Annotated in this window: 17 protein-coding genes; 9 read left to right on the top strand and 8 right to left on the bottom strand. The window is 59.3% G+C overall.

The annotated features are described in order from the left end of the window. The first annotated feature begins 5 nt into the window (after window positions 1-5). On the top strand, window positions 6-596 hold the full coding sequence (locus AWB64_RS21100) for a flavin reductase family protein (RefSeq protein ID WP_060857368.1): 591 nt from the start codon (window positions 6-8) through the stop codon (window positions 594-596). Between the two features lie 15 nt (window positions 597-611). On the opposite strand, the gene AWB64_RS21095 is transcribed toward AWB64_RS21100, so the two are convergent. From AWB64_RS21095 to AWB64_RS21070, 6 genes are all read right to left on the bottom strand, one after another. Continuing rightward, window positions 612-1361: a YoaK family protein gene (locus AWB64_RS21095; RefSeq protein ID WP_060857367.1), complete on the bottom strand. Its 750-nt coding sequence runs from the start codon at window positions 1359-1361 to the stop codon at window positions 612-614. Window positions 1362-1406: 45 nt separating this feature from the next. After that, window positions 1407-2189 carry a fumarate/nitrate reduction transcriptional regulator Fnr gene (gene fnr / locus AWB64_RS21090; RefSeq protein ID WP_060857366.1) on the bottom strand — a complete coding sequence of 261 codons (783 nt, stop codon included), beginning with the start codon at window positions 2187-2189 and terminating at the stop codon, window positions 1407-1409. Window positions 2190-2484: 295 nt separating this feature from the next. Then, window positions 2485-3132 carry a response regulator gene (locus AWB64_RS21085; RefSeq protein WP_060857365.1) on the bottom strand — a complete coding sequence of 216 codons (648 nt, stop codon included), beginning with the start codon at window positions 3130-3132 and terminating at the stop codon, window positions 2485-2487. A gap of 204 nt (window positions 3133-3336) precedes the next feature. Continuing rightward, window positions 3337-4185, bottom strand: a complete 849-nt coding sequence (locus tag AWB64_RS21080) for a universal stress protein (RefSeq protein WP_060857364.1) — start codon at window positions 4183-4185, stop codon at window positions 3337-3339. Beyond that, complete coding sequence (locus tag AWB64_RS21075) at window positions 4182-4679, bottom strand: universal stress protein (RefSeq protein WP_060857363.1); 498 nt, start codon at window positions 4677-4679, stop codon at window positions 4182-4184. Before AWB64_RS21075 ends, AWB64_RS21080 begins: the two co-directional genes overlap by 4 nt. 17 nt (window positions 4680-4696) lie before the next feature. Further along, window positions 4697-5545: a universal stress protein gene (locus tag AWB64_RS21070; RefSeq protein WP_060857362.1), complete on the bottom strand. Its 849-nt coding sequence runs from the start codon at window positions 5543-5545 to the stop codon at window positions 4697-4699. A gap of 283 nt (window positions 5546-5828) precedes the next feature. On the opposite strand from AWB64_RS21070, the gene AWB64_RS21065 reads away from it, so the two are divergent. From AWB64_RS21065 to AWB64_RS21055, 3 genes are all read left to right on the top strand, one after another. Next, a complete protein-coding gene (locus AWB64_RS21065; RefSeq protein WP_060857361.1) occupies window positions 5829-6380 on the top strand; it encodes a carboxymuconolactone decarboxylase family protein in 552 nt (183 codons plus the stop codon). Window positions 6381-6499: 119 nt separating this feature from the next. Next, window positions 6500-7348 carry a helix-turn-helix domain-containing protein gene (locus AWB64_RS21060; protein WP_060857360.1) on the top strand — a complete coding sequence of 283 codons (849 nt, stop codon included), beginning with the start codon at window positions 6500-6502 and terminating at the stop codon, window positions 7346-7348. Between the two features lie 79 nt (window positions 7349-7427). Beyond that, a complete protein-coding gene (locus AWB64_RS21055; protein WP_060857415.1) occupies window positions 7428-8483 on the top strand; it encodes a porin in 1056 nt (351 codons plus the stop codon). On the opposite strand, the gene AWB64_RS21050 is transcribed toward AWB64_RS21055, so the two are convergent. Together AWB64_RS21050 and AWB64_RS21045 are read right to left on the bottom strand one after the other, a co-directional pair. Then, complete coding sequence (locus AWB64_RS21050) at window positions 8480-9451, bottom strand: threo-3-hydroxy-L-aspartate ammonia-lyase (protein WP_060857359.1); 972 nt, start codon at window positions 9449-9451, stop codon at window positions 8480-8482. The genes AWB64_RS21055 and AWB64_RS21050 overlap by 4 nt on opposite strands. A 52-nt stretch (window positions 9452-9503) precedes the next feature. Beyond that, on the bottom strand, window positions 9504-10160 hold the full coding sequence (locus tag AWB64_RS21045) for a helix-turn-helix transcriptional regulator (protein WP_374728642.1): 657 nt from the start codon (window positions 10158-10160) through the stop codon (window positions 9504-9506). A gap of 86 nt (window positions 10161-10246) precedes the next feature. On the opposite strand from AWB64_RS21045, the gene AWB64_RS21040 reads away from it, so the two are divergent. The 5 genes from AWB64_RS21040 to AWB64_RS21020 all read left to right on the top strand — a co-directional run bounded on the left by AWB64_RS21040 (window position 10247) and on the right by AWB64_RS21020 (window position 15226). Next, entirely contained in the window at window positions 10247-10639 is a 393-nt protein-coding gene (locus AWB64_RS21040) for a carboxymuconolactone decarboxylase family protein (RefSeq protein ID WP_060857358.1), read from the top strand. A gap of 493 nt (window positions 10640-11132) precedes the next feature. Continuing rightward, complete coding sequence (locus AWB64_RS21035; RefSeq protein WP_060857357.1) at window positions 11133-11951, top strand: ABC transporter substrate-binding protein; 819 nt, start codon at window positions 11133-11135, stop codon at window positions 11949-11951. Window positions 11952-12048: 97 nt separating this feature from the next. Continuing rightward, window positions 12049-12774, top strand: a complete 726-nt coding sequence (locus AWB64_RS21030) for an amino acid ABC transporter permease (protein ID WP_060857413.1) — start codon at window positions 12049-12051, stop codon at window positions 12772-12774. After that, the gene (locus AWB64_RS21025) at window positions 12771-13508 is read left to right on the top strand and encodes an amino acid ABC transporter permease (protein WP_060857356.1); all 738 of its coding nucleotides are present in this window, start codon (window positions 12771-12773) and stop codon (window positions 13506-13508) included. The genes AWB64_RS21030 and AWB64_RS21025 overlap by 4 nt, the downstream gene beginning before the upstream one ends. 500 nt (window positions 13509-14008) lie before the next feature. Then, window positions 14009-15226, top strand: a complete 1218-nt coding sequence (locus tag AWB64_RS21020) for an acyl-CoA dehydrogenase family protein (protein ID WP_060857355.1) — start codon at window positions 14009-14011, stop codon at window positions 15224-15226. Window positions 15227-15246: the final 20 nt, after the last annotated feature.

Genomic DNA, 15246 nt, shown 5'->3' with positions numbered 1-15246 from the left:
CCATCATGGAAATCGACTTCGAAGCCATTACGGAATATCAGCGCTACAAGCTCATGGCGAGCCTGATCGTGCCGCGGCCCATCGCGCTGGTCACCACGTTGAGCGCGACCGGCACGATCAACGCCGCGCCGTTTTCGATGTTCAACATGATGGGCGAGGAGCCGCCCATTGTGATGATCAGCATCAACCGTCTCGATGACGGCTCGCTCAAGGACACGGCCGTGAACATTGCACGCAGCCGCGAGTTTGTCGTGCATCTGAGCGACGAGGCGATGGCCGGGAAAATGCATCGCTGTGGTGAGCGCCTGCCGCCCGATGTCAGCGAGCTAGAGAAAGTCGGGCTGACGCCGGTTGCAAGCTCGTTCGTGGCGCCGCCGAGAATCGCAGAGGCGCCTGTCGCATTCGAATGTACCTTGTGGGAGACGCTGGAAACCACGAGCCGGCACATCTTCATCGGGCGGGTTCACAGGTTGCACGCACGCGATGAACTCATCGATACTGAAACATGGCGCGTGCGGCTACAGCATTATTTTCCGGTCGGGCGGTTCGGTGCGAGCGACTACGTGAGCACGCGCGAGCGTTTCACGCTGGGTTAATCAGCGCCCAAGCAATCAGCGCCGCTGGCCGACCAGATCGTCGACCAGCGGCACGACCGCCAGCATGACAAGCATGGCGGAAAGTGGAATGGTTGCGACGAAACCCACGTATTTGAATCCCATCGCGCCCGCAATCCCGCCGATAAAAAACATCCCGAGCAGCGACGCCAGTAGCGCGAGCTTCGCGCGGTCGGCCTTCACCGCCTTCATGCCGGGCGCATCTTTGGTTGCGTTCCAGTACACGAGCTTGCCCAGTTCTATACCCACATCCGTCACGAGCCCAGTCATGTGCGTGGTGCGGATTTCCGCCTTCGAAATCTTGGTGATCATCGCGTTCTGCAGGCCCATGACAAAGCAGAGCAGCGCGACGGTCGCCGGCACGAACAGGATCCGGTCCTGTTCCAGGTTGGCGCCGAGCAAGCCGAAGAAGAGCAGCAATGCGGCTTCCAGCAGCAAGGGCAACGCGTATTCGCTTTGCGCGCCGCGCCGCCGGCCCCAGTTGATCATGATCGCGGACGTGGCGGCCCCGGTCATGAAGGCCAGAAGCGAACTCAGGCCGGCCACGACAAGACCGGTTTCGCCAAGCGACAGGTTATCGGCGAGCGCCGACACCACGCCCGACATATGGGACGTATATTGACCGACGGCGATAAAGCCGCCGGCATTCGCCGCGCCGGCTATGAAGGCCAGGCAACGCCCGAGACGCCGGTTGCTCTGGTCGGTGCGTTCGGGCCGCGTGAAGCTGCGCAGGTAATTCAGGGGCATGTGTTCCGCCATCGGCATGGCAGGCCGGGACCTGCGCGCGGCTGATCAGACTTCGGCGAGCCGCTCGCTATCGATAATCCGGATCTGCTTGCCGTTCGTATCCACGATCCGTTGCTTTTGCAGCTTCGAAAACATCCGGCTCACGGTCTCGAGTTTCAACCCGAGATAACTGCCGATCTCCTCGCGGGTCATGCGCAGATTGAATTCTGCCGCCGAATAACCGCGTGCTTTCATACGCGACGAAAGATTCATGAGGAACGTGGCGAGACGCTGCTCGGCGGTCATGGTGCCAAGCATCATCATCAGCCCGGACTCCCGTACTATCTCGCCGCTCATCATCCGGTGCACGTGCTGCTGCATGGCCTTGATGTCGTGGCAAAGCTCTTCGAGCAGATCGAAGGGGATCACGCAGACCTTGCTGTCCTCGAGCGCGACCGCGTCGCAGTTTTGCTCGTCGGAGCAAACACCGTCGAGACCCAACGGCTCGCCCGCAATGTGGAAACCTGTCACCTGCTCTTGTCCGTCACGATGCGCAATAACCGTCTTGAAGCATCCGGTGCGTACGGCATAGATGCTCTTGAACGCGTCGCCGGTCCGGTACAGCGTCTCGCCGCGCCGCACGAGCCGTGTCGAGCAGATGATCGCATCGAGCCTGCCAAGTTCGGCCTCGCTCAGTTGCGTCGGCATGCAGATGGCGTGCAGCGAACAGGCGGAGCAACGTGTATCGGGGCGGGAACTTGGCGAAAAGCCGGGAACGGCCGGACGTGCCGTGCGAGCCGAAGGTGGCGGGCTCGCAACTGAAGATGCGCAAGCAGTCGCTGAAGTCATGACGTCTTCCGTGAGTGGTGTTTGCATCAATGCGTTTGCGCGGCAATTCATACGGTGCAGTGTCCAACGCGCGCATCGGTACGCGCCACGGGTGTGTCGCGCAGAAGATTCAGCGGCTGATCGATGGGGTGCTTGCCGACGTGAGTCGATGACCCCGGAATCGGCCGACGCTCAGTGAGGGAGTATGGTCCACTCTGTCTCAAAATAAAATCAGCGAGCGGCGTCAGACAATGTAGGTATTCAAGAATTCATGTAGGAAATGGACTACAAAAACGTGAACGCCAGACTGTGGCGCTCAGGTTTCGTGGTCGTCTTCGAAGAGCTTGTGCCGCACGGCGTAGCGAATCAGCGCTGCGTCATGCGGCATCTGCATCTTGTCGAGAATCCGGGTCTTGTAGGTGCTGATGGTCTTGGCGCTGACCGACAGCGCCTGGGCGATCTGCGTGATCGTTTCGCCGCCCGCGATGCGCCGGAATACCTCGAACTCGCGGTCCGAAAGACGATGATGCGGCAGGTCGTCGCCGTGCTCGTTCAGACTTTGCGCAAGCCGTTCGGCCATTGTCAGGCTCACGTACACGCCGCCCGATGCAATCTTGTTCACCGCCGCGACCAGTTCGGCGCTCGCGCTTTCCTTCGTCAGATAACCCGACGCACCGGCTCTGAACGCGCGTACCGCGTATTGCTGTTCGGCGTGCATGGTCAGGACCAGCACGCGCAGCGCCGGTTTTTCGTCCTTGATCTGCTTGAGCAGTTCAACGCCGTTGCGCCCTGGCATGGACAGGTCGAGGACGAGCACGTCCGCCGTGGTGTCGCGGATCATTGCGAGGGTCGTGGCGCCGTCGCTGGCTTCGCCCGCCACCTCCACGCCGCTTGCGCGGTCGAGGATATGGCGCAGTCCGTCGCGAACGAGCGCATGGTCATCGGCTATCAGGACACGGGTCATTGCAGGAAATCTTCTTCAGTGCGTTCGGGGAAAAGTTGCGCGCGTCGGGTTTCCCGTCCGAACGGGGCTCGCGGACGGTAAAAAGATGCCCGCGAAATAGCGGGCATTAAGAATTGCGCACGGACACTGAGTCACGCGCGCAACACTGGTTCTTGGGACGTCGAGTCGACATTAACGAGACATTAATGAGACGTTAATGTCTCGTTAATGGGACATTAGCACGGCTGCGGTCATACTTTTTAACAAAGTTCGGGTAACGCCGCCGAGAACGCGTTCCTGAAACCGCGCATGTCCGTACGCTCCGAGCACCAAAAGTCCCGCGCTGGTATCGGCCAGCACATTGAGCAGGGCCGCGCCCGTGCTCACGCCCCACACGTGCGGAATCGATAAAACGCCGGCCCGCACCCGGTGGTGCCCGAGGTAGGCGGCGAGCGCGTGTCCGGCGCGCTCCGGCGTTCTGGCGCTTTCATCGCTCGTGGCGCGAGGCTGCTCGATGGTCACGATCTGCACTGAATGTGCAAGCCGGAGAACGGGAAGGGCGTCCGCTACCGCGCGTGCCGCAGCCCGGCTGCCGTCCCACGCAATGAGCACTGTCTCGCCAAAACGTTCGATGCGGCCGGCATACGGAAGCAGGATTGCCGGCCGCCCGCTGCTCATCACGAGGTCTTCGGGGAAATGCTTGCCAATGTACGCAGCCGGGTCCGCCGGATCCGGCTGGCCAAGGACGATCACATCGGCGTGGCGCGCGTGGAGGATCGCGGTATCGGCGGGCGGCCCGATGGGTGCGCGCCATTCCGATGTGCAACCGGACAGGCGGGTCGCCGAGAGAAAATGGTCGTGCGCCCGTTCAAGGCGCGCTCTCGCCTGTGCCTCCTGGACCGCGAGGTTGAGGCTTTCTTCCACGTTCAGGAAGGGCCGCAGCGCGTCCTGGCAGACCACGTACAAGCCGATCAGATGCGCATTGTGCTTGAGGGCGAGATCGACAGCGAAGTCGACCCGCGTGTGACTGCGCCGGCTGTCATCTATATGTACAAGGACGGTCTTGTAGCTCACGGTGTTGCTCCCGTGGCGTCCGGTTCCTTTTGCGGGGGCGAATCATGCGGGATCAGCAGCACCGGCCGCGTCGAAATGCGCACGAAGTGCTCGGCGACGCTGCCGAGGACGAGCCGCCGCCAGCCGCGCCGTCCATGCGTGCCCATCACCACGAGATCGGCCTCGAAATCTACTGCGGCATGCTCGATGCGCTGCGCGATGTCGTCGCGAAGCGGCTCGACTTCAATCAGGCTGGTCGAGCCCTTGCTGTCTTCAATGCCCCCGCGGCGCATCTTCGCGGCGGCATCGGCCAGCACGTGCTTGCCTTCCTCGACGAAAGCGGCGCGCACCGGCACGGGATCGAACGCCACGCTGGAATATGACAGCGGCGGGACATCGACCACATAGACCGGTCTTAACTCCGCGTTGTGCTCGCGCGCCAGTTCGATCGCGGCGTCAAGGGCGCGCGCGGACGTTTCGCTGCCATCGACTGGCGCGAGAATTCGCTTATACATGGGTATTGTTCCTGTGATCAATGCGACATCAGTACAGGCACGGTCATTGACTGGAACATGCTGCGCGTGGCGCCGCCCATGACCAGTTCCTGCCAGCGGGAATGACCGTAAGCGCCCATCACGATCAGATCCGCGCCCAGTTGCGATGCCTGCGAAAGCAACAGTCGCCCGGCTGGCGTGTTCTCTGCCCGGTCGATCCGGTCAAGCTGGACCACGTCCGCTTTGACGTTATGCCGGGCGAGGACGAGTGCAATGTCGGCGCCGGGAATACGGTTGCCGCGCGTCGTGTCGCGGGGCTCGTCGACCGTCACCACGGTGGTCCGCGTGGCGCGTTTCAGCAGCGGTAATGCGTCATGCACCGCGCGCACGGCCTCGCGGCTGCCGTTCCACGCAACCAGTGCGTTTGCGCCGAATGTATCGAATTCGCCTGCGTACGGATAGAAGAGCACCGGCCGGCCTGCTTCCATCACGAGGGTTTCCGGAAAGTGATCGGCGATAAACGACTCCGGATCGTTCGGATCTTCCTGGCCGGCAATGACGAGATCCACACGTCGGGCGAGACGTACCACGTCATTGGTCGGATCGCCGGTACTTTCGACCCAGCTTCCCGTAACACCCGCATTTCCCAGTTCCGCGTGAAAGGCCTGTTCAAGCGCGTTATGGCGTTCCTGGCGGAGAGTGCGATGGTCCTCGTAGTACTCGGAATATCCGGCCATGACGTAGAACGTGCGCGGGTCCGGCGTGAAGCACGACAGCACGCCCGTGAGATGTGCGCCATATTGCCGGGCAAGCCGCAACGCAAAGCTCAGGCGTGCCGGGGAACGTGAGCTCGTGTCGAGCTGGACCAGGATGCTTGTATAGCTCATCGGAAGAACTCCGTTGGTGAGTGAGCCGAGGGCTTCGCGCTGCCATCGGTTCGGTAGGCGGTGCCTGCAAAAAAGTCTATGAGCCCGCCACGTTCATCCGTTGATGTAGATCAACGCTCTCGCTGACAAGCGTGCGGCGGCATCGCCGATAATCGCTGCCTCATTACATCGGAGGTAATTGAACATATTCGGGCGCTCCCTAAGATGAGAGTCATCGCCTGGCGCGGCGCTGAGCATCAGAGCGCAAAGGCGGTCGTTTTTACATCTTTCAAAGGAGCTGGCAATGCATCATTTTTCTCTTCATACAGTTGAATCGGCACCCGAACAATCCAGGCCGACACTCGCGGCCCTCGTCAAGAAATTCGGCTTCCTGCCGAACGTCATGGCGACAATGGCCGCCAACCCGGTCTTGCTCAATGGCTTTGCAGGCAGCTTCGGAAGTTTTCACAGCGGAAGTCTGGACGAGTGCGAGAAACAGACCTTGTTGCTGACGAACGCAGTCACCATCAAGTGTCCGTGGACGGTCGCGGCCCACTCCACCTTTGCGCTCGAAGACGGCATGGACGAGGCCGATGTCAACGCCATCCGCGCCGGGAAATTGCCGGCCGATCCGAAATACGCGGCGCTTTCGGGCATGAGCCAGGCGCTAATCAAGAAACCGGGCAATGTAAGTGAGGAGGACATCGAGCGGTTTACATCGGCTGGATATTCTCCGCTTCAGATCTTCGAGGTGATCACGAGCATTGGCGTGTCGACCATGGCTGCAACAACAACCAACATGGCGGGCACGCCGGTCGAGGATCGCTTCAAGGCTCAGGCCTGGGTTCCTGCATAAACCCTGGAGCACATGCATGATCCCGCTCGCGCGGGGTCATGCGCGAGATGCCCAGTGGGTTTGGACGTATTCTTGCTAACCGAGCTTTTCAACCGAGTCTCGCATTGAACGAATCTCCGATGAAGCCCTCGCCTCGCACCACGAAACCCGTTACCGAACTTGGCACGCTGCTGCGCCAATGGCGAAGCACGCGCGGCAGGAGCCAGTTCGATCTGTCGCTCGATGCCGGGATATCGCAGCGGCATGTGAGTTTCATTGAAAGCGGCCGGAGCGCGCCGAGCCGCCAGACAGTTATCAACCTTGCACAGGCGCTCGACATTCCGCTTCGGGAGCGCAACACGTTGTTGCTTGCGGCGGGCTTCGCGCCCATTTATTCGGAAGGCGCGTGGGACGCTGACGAGATGCAGAGCGTCACGCGTGCGCTCGCGCGCATGTTGAAACAGCACGAGCCGTTTCCGGCGGTCGTCATGGACCGCTACTGGAATGTGCTTCTGCCCAACGACGCCGCGCCGCGCTTCTTTAACGGTTTCATCGATCTGAACGCGCGCAAGAGCCCGCGCAACATGTTGCACCTGATGTTCGATCCAAACGGCATGCGGCCGTTCATCGCGAACTGGGACGCGGTGGCGAAGAGCCTGATCCAGCGTGTGCATCGCGAATCGGTCGGGCGGGTTGTCGATGAAAAGACCCGTGAGCTGCTAGCCGATCTGCTTGCCTATCCCGGAGCGAAAAGCGGCTGGGAATCGCCTGACATGCTTGATGCAGGACCGGCCACGCGCACTATGCCCGTCATTCCCATCAGTTTCATGAAAGACGGTACAACGCTCAATTACTTTTCCATGGTCACGACCGTTGGCACGCCGCAAACGGTCGCCGCCGAGGAACTGCGGATCGAATCCATGTTTCCAGCGGACGATGCAACCGAGGCGCTTCATCTGCGAATGCCGGGCGACGTTCACGCAGCTTGAGCGCGGCGACTGCTTTTTGGTTGTCGTGGCACGGCTGTTAAAGTTGCGCATTCCACGCCACGGACCCGTTTCGACCACGATGAACCTTTGTCCCCGGCACCACGCGGCGGCTCGCTGCTTGCGCATCTTCAAACCCGGGCTGTCGTGCGTGCCGCTCGTTCTCGCGGCTGCCGGCGCGGCGCATGCGCAGGGCACGGTCACGCTTTACGGCACGATCGATACAAGCATAGAAGTCACGAATCCGGGCAACGGCTGGACCACGCGCATGGACTCCGGTGCATATCGAGGATCGCGCGTCGGGTTGCGAGGAAACGAACCGATAGACGCAGGAACCAGCGTGATCTTCGACCTGGAGAATGGCTTTGGTTCGACCAACGGCAGTCTCGACACTCCGGGCAGCATTTTCAACCGGCAAGCCTGGGTCGGCTTTGACGCGCCCTGGGGGCAGACGCGCTTCGGCCGCCAATACTCGCCGCTCTACATACCGTTCAAGGGCGGACTCGACGCATTCGGCGCGGGCACGATCGGCTCGGGCCTGAACAATCTTTCGAAGATCACGCCCTACACGGACAACGCGTTCACGTGGATCTCGCCAACCATTGCCGGTTTCGATGTCACTGGCATGTACGCATTGCGCGATCCGGGCGACGGCAATGGCATAGGCGGTTACTACGTGACGGCGAACTATTCGCTCGACAAGTTGCGCCTCTCGTATGCCCGGCAGCAAACGCACGGCGACGCCAGCTTGCGCGCCAATTTCGGGGGCGTCTCGTATCTGTTCGGGCCGGTGCACGCATACGCAGCCATCTTCAACGGCGACGGGGGCAGTCCGCGTTATCACGACGACGGTGTGTCGATATCTGCTTCGTGGGATTTATCGACCCAGGCTCGCGCGTCGCTGGGATTCGCTCATGCGCGCGATCGCAGCGGCCAGGGCAACAACGCCGATCAGTTCAGCGTGGCGTTCGAATACACGCTGTCGCGTTCCGTGGTTCTTTATTTCACCGCTGCGGATCTGGAAAACCGCGGCAACGCGCAGTTCGTATTGCGAGGCGTGAACGTGACCGGATTGCCCGTAGCGTATCCGGGCGCGCCGGTGCGTGGTGTGCAGGCGGGCATGATAGAACGGTTCTAGTGTTGCAGCATCAACTCGCTGAACCGGTCCAGATCGACATTGCCGCCGCTCAGTATGATGCCAACGCGTTTGCCTTTCAAACTGGCTTTCATCTGTCTTGCCGCCGCGAAACCAAGGCAACCGGTCGGCTCGACAATCAGCTTCATGCGGGACGCAAAGAAACGCATGCAGTCGATGAGTTCCGCGTCGCTCGCCGTCAATACGTCGGTCACGTCGCGACGGATGATCGGAAAAGTGTAGTTGCCCAGATGCTGGGTTTGCGCGCCATCGGCGATGGTCTTGGGTGTTTCGATATGCACGATGGAACCCGAGCGGAACGACTGCTGCCCGTCGTTTCCCGCTTCGGGCTCGACTGCATACACCGCGCAATCCGGCGACAACGCGCGCGTGGCGAGCGCCGAACCGGAGATCAGTCCGCCACCGCCGAGGGGCGCGAAAAGGGCGTCGAGCGGACCGGTTTCCTCGAAGAGTTCCTTGGCGGCGGTACCCTGTCCGGCGATGACGTCAGGATGATCGTAGGGCGGAATAAGCGTCAGGCCGTGTTTGCCGGCAAGCTCGCGCCCGATCTGCTCGCGGTCTTCTGTGTAGCGGTCATAGATCACGACGTTGCCGCCATAACCCTTGGTGGCCGCCACTTTCGCCACCGGGGCGTCGTGCGGCATGATGATCGTGGCGGGCATGCCGAGCAGCTTTGCGGCCAATGCGATGGCCTGCGCATGATTGCCGGACGAGAAAGCGACCACGCCTGCGCGCCGCTGGTGTTCGTCGAATCTGGATAACGCGTTGAATGCGCCGCGAAACTTGAATGCGCCCATTCGCTGCAGGTTTTCGCACTTGAAGAAGACTTCGGCGCCAAGTTCTTCATTGACCGTCTTCGACGTAAAGACTGGCGTTTTATGTGCATAACCCTCGATGCGCGCCGCGGCGGCGAGAACGTCATCGAAAGTGGGAAGGGTCAGTGTATTCATAGGAAAGGTTCACTCAACGGGTTACGGACCGGCTGGAAAAAATACCTGCATTTCATTTCGTGTCGTTATAGACCGTGGCCCGCGACACGCCCAGATGCTGCGCGATGATCTCCATGGACCGGCGCACTTCGAGGTATCCGGCTTCCTTGAGTTCCTGCATCAAGGTGCGCCGTTGTTCTGTCTTGAGCGACTGCGGCGTGGTTGCAAGACTGATTGCGAACTGGTCGATCCGCTCTCGTATTGTTTCCGCATTGGCCGGATCGAGCGACTCTTTTATGGCCGCGCCGTTTGCGCTGCAAAACTGATTCAGGATGTCCTGTATGCTACGAAACAGCGTAACGTCGATGTTCAGGCAGAGCGCAGCAATGTAATGCCCCTTTGAGTCCTTGATGCCGACTGATGTGCTCTTCGCGCGCCGGCCATCGGCAAACTGGTTGGTGTAATTGGCGAGCACCTGGGGATAATTTTTGTCCGCGATGCGCGCAAGCCCGAGTTCCGTTGCAGGATCACCAACTTCTCTGCCAGAGAGATTATTGTGAATGGCAAGAATGGAGTGTTCGGGCGTTCGCAGGTCGTGCACGACGATTTCACAAAAGGGTGCGAAGGTTGCGCCGAGTCCTTGGGCGATCTGCTTGATTTGCTCGACGAGCGATTCCTGCTCGGAGTTGGGCGGAGGACGTTTGCGCGAGAGGTCTTTCATGCTGGACATTTTATCCAGAGTTGTTTGTTTTGTATATATTAGTCGAGCGTTACCTGGAAAATTCGTCAAAGCATTTTCTTATTATCGGAGGATTGATGAGCCAGATGAAACCTGTTGAATATGCTGAGGCTTCGCCTGAAGTAAGGGCTGTTTACGATGACATAAAGGAGAAGCGGGGCGTGCCGGACGTCAATAATTTCTGGAAGTTCGTGGCGCAGCATCCTCCTACGCTGGCGCGTACGTGGGACAGCGTGAAAGATGTCATGGCGCCGGGTGCGCTTGATTCGCTGATCAAGGAGTTGTTGTATGTGGCGGTGAGTGTGACGAATAACTGTGGTTATTGCGTGGCGAGTCATTCGGCGGCGGCGCGCCGCGCGGGCATGACGGACGAAATGTTTGGCGAATTGATGGCAGTGGTTGGAATGGCGAACGAGACAAACAGGCTTGCGGTGGGATACCGGGTTCCGATTGACGCCGCATTTGAATGAGGGGAAGAGAACGGGTTGGGCGCGCGTGGACTAGCCCGAGAACACTGGTGGCGAAGCGTGTGGATGTAGGGATACGGAGGGGAAGGGTTTCAGGTGTTGGTAGTTATGGCGACAACGGTTCTTTTGAAGTCCCAAGCAGATGAAACTGCACGCTTGGTCCACTTAAGAATTAGCGGTTGAAAGGCGTTTTCTTTGCTTCGTTTCTTTTTCGCCGTTGGAAAAAGAAATGAAGTCCCGCCACGGATAGTGGCTAACAGTGCTAAAAATGACAGATAAAACAAACCGCGCGAAGACCTAAACAGCAACAACCCCAACACAAACTACCCTCTAACCCCCAAGTGCGAACGAACCCCAATCCGATTATTCCAACCGCCGCTTAGCACCCCACGAATCGATGGTTCGCACAAGCCCGACGCGCTGCTAAATTGACGGCGTGCATCCCACGCGCTGCACCGCATTTCTCGCCCAAACAATTTCCGCAGATCAAACCATAATGAAAATCAAACTTCTCGCCGCGGCTCTTACGGGGTCATTGCTATTGATATCGAGCGTCGCTCACGCTGACCGCCTCGACGACATCAAGAAATCCGGCGTGCTCCGCGTCGCTACCTTCGACAGCAATCCGCCATTCGGTTTCGTTGATCCGAAGACCAACAAGATTGTCGGACTCGACGTGGACTACGCCAAGGCCGTCGCCGACAAGCTTGGCGTCAAACTCGAGATCCAGCCGACCAATCCTGCCAACCGCATTGCGTTCCTGACATCGAAGAAAGTGGATCTGGTGTTCGCCAACTTCACCATCACCGATGAACGCAAGAAGGAAGTCGATTTCAGCACGCCGTACTTCGCCTCGGGCACGCAGTTCATCGCCAAGAAAGGCACGCTCAAGTCGCCGGAGCAATTGAACGATCTGCGCATCGGCGCCGACAAGGGGACCACGAACGAGCAACAGGTCCGCACCCAGTTCCCGCGCGCGACCATCGTGGCATACGACGACACACCTTTCGCATTCGCTGCGCTTCGAACGGGCAATGTGCAGGCGATCACGCAGGACGGCCCGAAGCTCGTGGGCTTGCTTGCCAACGTGCCGGATCGCGACAAATACGAAATTCCGGCCTTCACCATATCGAACGACTATGAAGGCGTGGGCGTTCCTAAGGGTGAGCCGCGCCTGCTGAGCTTTGTCAATGACACGCTCAAGGGTCTTGAAGCAAATGGTTCGGCCGGTCACATTTATGATCAGTGGTTCGGACCGAAAAGCGCCGCACCGTTGCCACGTTTGTTCAAGATCGGTGATCCGCAAAAGAGCTGATCGCGGCGCGTCTGACGAAGACCGGTTCGACCGCAAACGGTCGAACCGGGCGTGCCATGTAAACTTTCCATTCGTGTGTTGCTAGCTGATGATTCCGATGAACGGATGGCTCGCGCCCAAATACCTGACATGGCTGCTTCAGGGCTTCGGCATGACGCTTGGGTTGTCGGTGCTGGTGATCGTCGCGGCGACCGGTTGCGGTTGCTTGCTGGCGCTTGCCCGCACTTCGCGTGCGGCGCCTTTGCGCCGTGCCGCCGCGCTTTATGTCCTGGTGTTTCGCAATTCGCCACTGATCGTGCAGTTGCTGTTCTGGTATTTTGGCGTGGCAACTCTGCTGCCCGATGCGACCATGACCTGGCTGAATACGCCCCATGTTGCAGATATTGGCGGACTCAGATTGCATTGGCCGTCTTTCGAATTCGTGGCGGGATGGATCGGCCTGACCTGCTATTCGACCACGTTCATTGGCGAGGAGTTTCGATCCGGATTATCAGGCGTTCCATCCGGGCAGCATAATGCGGCAGCGGCCCTTGGACTGACTCCGCTCGCCGCGTTCTTCCATGTGATCCTGCCGCAAGCGGTCAGGATCGCAACGCCGCCATTGTTCGGGCAGTACATGAATATCGTGAAGAATTCGTCGCTGACCATGGCGATCGGATTGGCGGAGCTGTCGTATTCATCTCGTCAGGTCGATACCGAAACCTTCAAGACGTTTCAGGCATTTGGCGCCGCAACCGTGCTTTATATATTGACTATCGCCATGCTGGAAGTGGCGCTTATCGTAATTCAGCGCAGCGGTGCGCGCGGCGTGGTGCGCCGATGAGCGACGCCTTCTCCGCCATTCTCGCGAACGTGCCATATTTGCTTGTGGGCTCTTTTCCAAACGGGCCGCTGGGCGGGGCGTCTTTGACGCTCGTGATGGCCGCGATTTCGGCCGTGTTGTCGGCTGCGCTCGGGCTGGCAGGCGGTATTGGACTTGCCATGACGCGTGGCGTGATTCATACGATCCTGCTCGCGTTGATCGGGTTCTTTCGCGCCATACCCGTATTGATGCTGATTTTCTGGACCTTCTTTCTATTGCCGGTCTTGCTTCACGTCGATGTGCCGGGCCTCGCGACGGTGGTCGCGGCGCTTGCGCTGATCGGCGGCGCGTATCTGTCGCATTCGGTTCATGCAGGCATTGTCGCGGTGGGGGACGGGCAGGCTCAGGCTGGATTGTCGCTTGGGCTCACACGCTGGCAATCCATGCGGTACGTGTTGCTGCCGCAAGCGGTTCGGATCATGGCGCCGTCGTTTGTTAATCAGTGGGTGTCGCTTGTTAAGGATACGTCATTGGCGTATATCGTCGGGGTGCCGGAGCTCGCGTTTCTCGCGAATCAGGTCAATAGCCGGTTGATGATCTATCCAGTGCAGGTCTTTTTGTTTGTCGGGGCTCTTTATCTCGTCTTGTGTACGGCGCTTGATGCTTTCGCTAGTCGGGTTTTGATGAGGCGTCAGGGAGTTGTTGGGCTTCGTGCGCAAGCGGGGGGTGGGGCTGTTGTTGCGTCGCCGGAGTAGCTTTGGGCGTTTGGAGTTGCTGCTCTTTGGGTCTTCGCGCGTTCGTTGTTCGTTGATATTTTTAGCACTGTTAGCCACTGTCCGTGGCGGGACTTCATTTCTTGGTCCTTCGGCGACAAAGAAACGAAGCAAAGAAAACGCCTTTCAACCGCTAATTCTTAAGTGTCCCCAGCGTGCAGTCTTGACGTTTTTGGTCCTTAAGTAGAACCGTTGCCGCCATAACCACCGGCACCTGAAACCCTTCCCTTCCGTATTCCTACATCCACACGCTTCGCCACCAGCGGTCTCGGGCTAGTTCAAATGCTTAGCGTACCAATCGCCAAAATTTTTGGGGTTGCACTTTTAGCCCCCGACGCGCCGTCCAATCCAGGCGCGTCGATAACATTATCCGGAATCAGTCGTTTTGAACCGTGAATAGCATCTCTATACTTTGATGCTTCAAGACAAGTTTCCTGCTCCCGCCGTCTGCGCCTGGCGCACATCACTCAAGGAATGAACGCATGACATCAGTGCAGGCAGCCGCCTCGACATCTCGGCTCCATGCCGCATTGGCCAACCTGCCAGCACTGGCAAACGAGATCGGCAAAGACAGCGCCGCGCGCGAATCACGGCGCGAACTACCATTCGACGGCTTCACCAAGTTCAGAAAATCCGGCCTCGGCTTGTTGCGTATTCCGGCGGAATGGGGCGGCCTCGGCGGCTCACTGCAAGACTTGTTCGAAGTGATCGCCACACTCGCCGCAAAAGAGTCCAATGTCGCGCACGCATTGCGTATTCACTTCGACATGACCGAGTCGCTATTGATCTCGCCAAGATCGGAATTCAACGACAAACAAATCCGCCGCGTACTGGAAGGCGCAATCTTCGGCGGCGCCTCAACCGAGCGCGGTACGTCGCGCCCCGGCGAAATCGGTACCGTATTGCGCCGCGACGGCGACCACTTTCGCGTGAATGGCAAGAAATATTATTCGACTGGAACCGCGTTCTCAGACTTTGCACGCATCAACCTCCAAAACGAAGAGAACGAATCCGTCAGCGTCATCATTCCCGTCAACCGGGAGGGCGTGCACATTCTCGACGACTGGGACGGCATGGGCCAGCGAATGACAGCCAGCGGTAGCCTGGTCCTCGAAAACGTACAAGTCTTCGCGCACGAAGTCATGCAACGCGGCTCTACCACGCTTGCCGGCAGACACGGCGGCGCACTCCGGCAACTGCATCTGGTCGCGACCGCAGCCGGCATCGTGCGCAATGTGGTCGCAGACGCCGAACATTACGTGATCAAGCACGGGCGCCCCGTGCTGCACAGTCCAGCCGAATCAGCACGTACGGATTACTTCATCCAGCAAGTGGTGGGCGATCTGGCGGCTCACAGTCACGCAATCGATGCGCTGGTACAGCAGAATGCTCGCGTGCTCGATCGTTCAGCCGATGCCATTCGCAATCACAGCGACAACGCCGAGGCGCTCGTGCTGCAAGGCGCGCTCGCCACGGCGAAGACGCAGATCGTGGTCAGCAAACTCGCGCTGCACGCGGGAGAACGTCTGTTCGAGGCGGGCGGCGCATCGGCGACTTCCCGCGTACATAACTTCGATCGACATTGGCGCAACCTGCGAACGCTTTTCAGCCATAACCCACTGCTACACAAGGCACGTGTGATTGGCGATTACCAGTTGAACGGCGACACGACTCATCTGACCGAAGGGCGCGTGTTTTGATGCAGCAATGATCGAAACTT

The sequence above is a fragment of the Caballeronia sordidicola genome (genome assembly GCF_001544455.2).
GTDB lineage: Bacteria > Pseudomonadota > Gammaproteobacteria > Burkholderiales > Burkholderiaceae > Caballeronia > Caballeronia sordidicola.
This window is presented reverse-complemented; position numbering and strand designations above follow the sequence as displayed.